Annotated in this window: 3 protein-coding genes; 1 reads left to right on the top strand and 2 read right to left on the bottom strand. The window is 66.1% G+C overall.

The genetic code is table 11. From position 1 onward, the window contains the following. Positions 1-549, bottom strand: a complete 549-nt coding sequence (locus ACOJSF_RS00805) for a hypothetical protein (RefSeq protein ID WP_420140343.1) — start codon at positions 547-549, stop codon at positions 1-3. A 185-nt stretch (positions 550-734) separates the two neighbouring features. On the opposite strand from ACOJSF_RS00805, the gene pspF reads away from it, so the two are divergent. After that, the gene (gene pspF, locus ACOJSF_RS00800; protein ID WP_420140342.1) at positions 735-1,784 is read left to right on the top strand and encodes a phage shock protein operon transcriptional activator; all 1,050 of its coding nucleotides are present in this window, start codon (positions 735-737) and stop codon (positions 1,782-1,784) included. A 33-nt stretch (positions 1,785-1,817) separates the two neighbouring features. Here pspF and ACOJSF_RS00795 read toward each other — a convergent pair. Further along, the coding region (locus ACOJSF_RS00795) for a TonB-dependent receptor (protein WP_420140341.1) at positions 1,818-4,516 on the bottom strand (2,699 nt) is incomplete at its 5' end.

Raw genomic sequence — 4,516 nt, 5'->3', positions numbered from 1 at the left:
TTATTGCGCGGGGGGGGGTTGTTGGGGGGCCCGACCCCGGAGCGACGCCGCTCTCCGAGCGGCGACCTGGGTGTTGGCATTGGTTTGGGCGCCGGCGATCTGGACGTCGCGGCCGGCGCGGGCGCGGAGAGCGACATAATCCAGCTCGCTGCCGACATCGCCGAAGTAGAGGTTCATGCGAACCGTCTGCGGCTGGCCACGGAAGCCGGCGGGCAAAGCGGGATAGGCCACGCGGCTGGCAACCGCCACGGCGCGGGCGTCGAGCGCCTTGCGGCCGGTCGGCTTGGCCATCGTCGCGCCGGCGAAGTCGCCGTCGGCCGAGAAATGGACATCGACCGCCGCCGGGGTCAGCTTCGATGGCACGAACACCGTGCGGCTCTCGCGGACGTCCTGGATGCGGTGCGCCACATCGTCCTGCCATTCGGCGGCGGTGCGGGGGGCGTTGGCGGCCTTGGCCGGGGCGGCGGCCGCACCGAGGCAGACGGCCGACAGCGCGAGCGCGCCGACCGAGGAAATCGCGAGGCGCTGGAAATCGATCTTGTCGAACATCGGAATTCTCCCTCAAACTTGGCGTCTGGTTGCTCTTTCACCGGATCGTCCGGCTTCGATCCCTACTTTGCAGAGGGCGTGCCAATTGCAATTATTCCCGGAAAACTGGTATTTTTAGCGCATCTGGCTTCTCGCGAAGCAAGATTGCTCTTGCCAAATGATAGGAAAATACGCCAACTCCCGGCATGGAGCGCGAGGCGCAATTCATTGGCCAGTCGGGCCCGTTTCTGGACGCGGTCGAACGCGCCAGCCGCGCGGCCGCGCTCAACCGCCCGGTGCTGGTCATCGGCGAGCGTGGCACGGGCAAGGAGCTGGTCGCCGAACGGCTTCATCGCCTGTCTCCCCGCTGGGCCGGACCGCTCGTCACGATGAACTGCGCGGCGCTGCCCGAAACGCTGATCGAGGCCGAGCTGTTCGGGCACGAGGCCGGCGCCTTCACCGGTGCCACCAAGGCGCGCGTCGGCCGCTTCGAGGAAGCGGACGGCGGCACGCTCTTCCTCGACGAGCTGGCGACGCTGAGCCAGGGCGCACAGGAACGGCTGCTACGCGCGGTCGAGTATGGCGAGGTGACGCGGATCGGCGCGTCGCGCGCGCTGCGGGTCGACGTGCGCATCGTCGCGGCGACCAACGAGCACCTGCCCGATCTGGTCGACAAGGGGCGCTTCCGCGCGGACCTGCTCGATCGCCTGTCGTTCGAAGTGATCACCCTGCCACCGCTGCGCGCGCGGGAAGGCGACATTGCCGTGCTGGCGGACCATTTCGGGCGGCGGATGGCCTCGGAGCTGGGCTGGTCGCGCTGGCCGGGTTTCTCGCCGGCCGCGCAGGCTGGACTGGAGAAACATGACTGGCCCGGCAACGTTCGCGAGCTGCGGAACGTGATCGAGCGGGCCATCTATCGCTGGGAGGATGAGGGACGACCCGTCGACGCCATTCAGTTCGATCCCTTCGCCTCGCCGTGGCGGATGGCGCCCCTGAAGCCGGTGGAGGAGGCCGCGCCCCCGCCCGGTGGTGGGGCAAGTGTAGAGCAACCGGGCACGCCGCCGTTGGCGCAGCCCTCCCTCGACTGCGACGATCTGCGCGCCGCCTGCCACGCCTACGAGCGCCAGCTGCTGGAGGCTGCGCTCCGCCGCAACCGCTTCAACCAGCGTGCCACCGCCGCCGCGCTCAAGCTGACCTATGATCAGCTCCGTCATGCGCTGCGGCGGCACGACCTTCTGGAGAAGGGCGCCGCCTGACGGAGGGGACGCTCCGTCAGGCTTGCGGTGGCGTTAGAAGGTAACCTTCACGCCGCCCTTGGCGGTCCAGCCATATTCCTCGAACTGGAGCAGGCGGCGGCTGTTGGCGTAATTCTGGTACGCGAAATACCGGGCATTGTTGACGTTGATCCAGTCGCCGAAGATCTGGATCGACTTGGTGATGTTGTACTTCGCGCTGAGATCGAGCTGGAAATGCTTGTCGACATAGCGGTCGGTGTCTGCGGAGTCGCTGACCTCGTCGAGATAACGCCCGCGATAGGTGCCCGCCAGACGGATGCTGACCGGCCCCTTCTCATAACCCAGCACGGTGTTGAACGTGTGGCGTGACGCTGCTGGCAGCGGGATGTCGCGCCCGTCGGGCAATGTGCCGTCGGCGTCGGTGAAGGTGTAGTTGAGGTTGACCAGCAGCCCGTCGAACGGCGCGGGCAGGAAGCGCATCGCCTGGCTGAAGATGAATTCCGCGCCGGTCACGGTCGCGGTGTCGCCGTTGGTGGCGACGCGCAACTGGCCGTAGCTGATGCCGTTATAGGTGCCGCCGAACGGATCCTGCGACGGATCGGTGAACAAGGCGGTGGCGATGAAGTCCTTGATCCGCTTGTGGAACACGTTGGCCGAGATCGCGCCGTCGCGGGAGAAATAATATTCGGCGGACGCGTCGAAATTCCAGGACTGGTAGGGCTTCAGATTGGGGTTGCCGAACTCCGCCTCGCGATCCTCGTTGATCGTGAACCGGGGCGCCATATCGCGCAGATTGGGGCGCACGAGGCTCTTCGAGACGCCCGCGCGCAGCACGACGTCGCGCGCCGGCGCGAAGCGGGCATTCAGGCTCGGCAGCCAGTTGGTGTAGCTGCGGCGGAAGCCGGCGAGCGTCACGCAGTAGAGCTCCCCGCACGAACCGTCGGCCTCGTCCTCGAACACCTCCACGAGATTGCCGGTCAGGCGGTTGCGCGTCCGTTCGACACGGACGCCGCCGATCACGCGGACGGCCGTGCTGTCGAAGCGGCCGAGCAGGTAGCCGGCGAGGATGTCCTCCTTCGCGCGATAGTCCGATGTGACGGAGTTGAAGCCGCTCTCGAACGGGTCCAGCTCGAACCGGTCGAGATTGCTGTAGAAGAAGTCGGTCGGCGCCTTCTTTCCCGGCACGGGTGAGATGTCGTAAAATTGATAGGTCTGGCGCCCAAGCACGTCGGCGAGCGTATAGTCGCCGTCGAAATCGCCGTAATAATCCATGTCGAAATCGTAGGATTTGGTTCGCCAGCGCGATTTCACGCCCGCCTGCAGCGTGAATTCGCCGGCCGCCAGCGGGAAGGCGCGGGAAATGTCGCCGCGCGCGCTATATTCCCGATCGACCGAATTGGAGAGCGCCGTCCGCTCGACCCGGTTAAACCCATATTCGGACGGGTCGAGAAACAGGTCCTCGCCGCTCGTGACATTGAAGGCGATGCGGCGGCGGTCGCTATAATCATAGTCCACGGCCACGCCGTCCCCGTCGAACCGGGCGCGGAAGCGGGTCGGGTCGAGCGACCCGTTCTCGCGCTCGCTCGACTTGGAATAAGCGGCCGAATATTTCAGGTTCCACGGGCCGATATCGGTTTCGCCGCCGCCGGTAAGCGAGCGAATGCGCTGCCGCTCGAACCGGTCCTTGACGTCGCGGCGCACCTCGATCCGGTCGTCCGCGTCTGAAAAGCTGACGCGATCGCCGCTCGCCGCCGACGGCGCGCCGTCGAACACGAACGCGAGGCGGCGACGATATTCCTGATCGTCGAACTGGCTGTAGATGCCGCGCAGGTAGAGCGTGGTCGTGTCGCTCGGCTTGAAGTCGAACGACAGCGAGGCGTTCATGCGCTCGCGCTCGACATCGTAATCGCGATATTCGGGCTCTTCGGTATAGACGGTGCCGTCGTTGGCGGTCGTCCAGCCGCCCGTCTCGATCCCGTCGGTCGCGAACTTGCGCTTGTAGTAGGACAGGCCGCCGGCGATCCCCACCTTGTCGTTGAGAAGCGTGGCGAAGCTCATATCGGCCTTCGGCGTCAATGCGTCCTGCCGGTCATTGTAGCTGCCTTCAACCCGGACGGTGAGCAGGTCCTTCTTGCGATCGAACGCGCTTGCGGTCTTGATCTCGATCGACGCACCGATCGTATCGCCGTCCATGTCGGGGGTAAGCGTCTTCTTCACCTCGATCGATTCGATCTGGTCGCTGGAGATGACGTCGAGCGCCACCGAGCGTACGTCGGATTCGGGCGCGGGGATTCGCACGCCGTTGATCGACGACGCGTTGAGATTGGGGTCGAGGCCGCGCACGGAGACAAAGCGGCCTTCGCCCTGGTCATTGAGGATGTTGACGCCGGGCAGGCGGCGGAGCGATTCCGCGACATTCTGGTCGGGAAACTGGCCGACGCCGTCGCGCGTCAGCACGCTTTCGACGCCGTCCGCCGAACGCTGACGCGACAGCGAACTGAACAGGGTCGCGCGCTGCCCCATGACCAGCACGTCGCTGCTCGGATCGCCGAGCGCGATATTCTCGGTCAGCGTCTCGGTCTCGGCCACCGACACCTTCGCCTCGAACGCGCGCACGCCGCTATAGGTGGCACGGAGCGTATATTGGCCGGCAGGCACACCCGTGAAGCGATAGCGGCCGCCGTCGTCGGCGCGGACGGTCCGGTTGAGCTCGACCAACGTCACCTGCGCGCCGCGCAGCGTGCGCGCGCCGG

This window comes from Sphingomonas sp. (assembly GCF_048594985.1).
Lineage (GTDB): Bacteria > Pseudomonadota > Alphaproteobacteria > Sphingomonadales > Sphingomonadaceae > Sphingomonas_I.
Note: the sequence above shows the minus strand (reverse complement) of the source record. Positions and strands in the feature narration are given on the sequence as shown.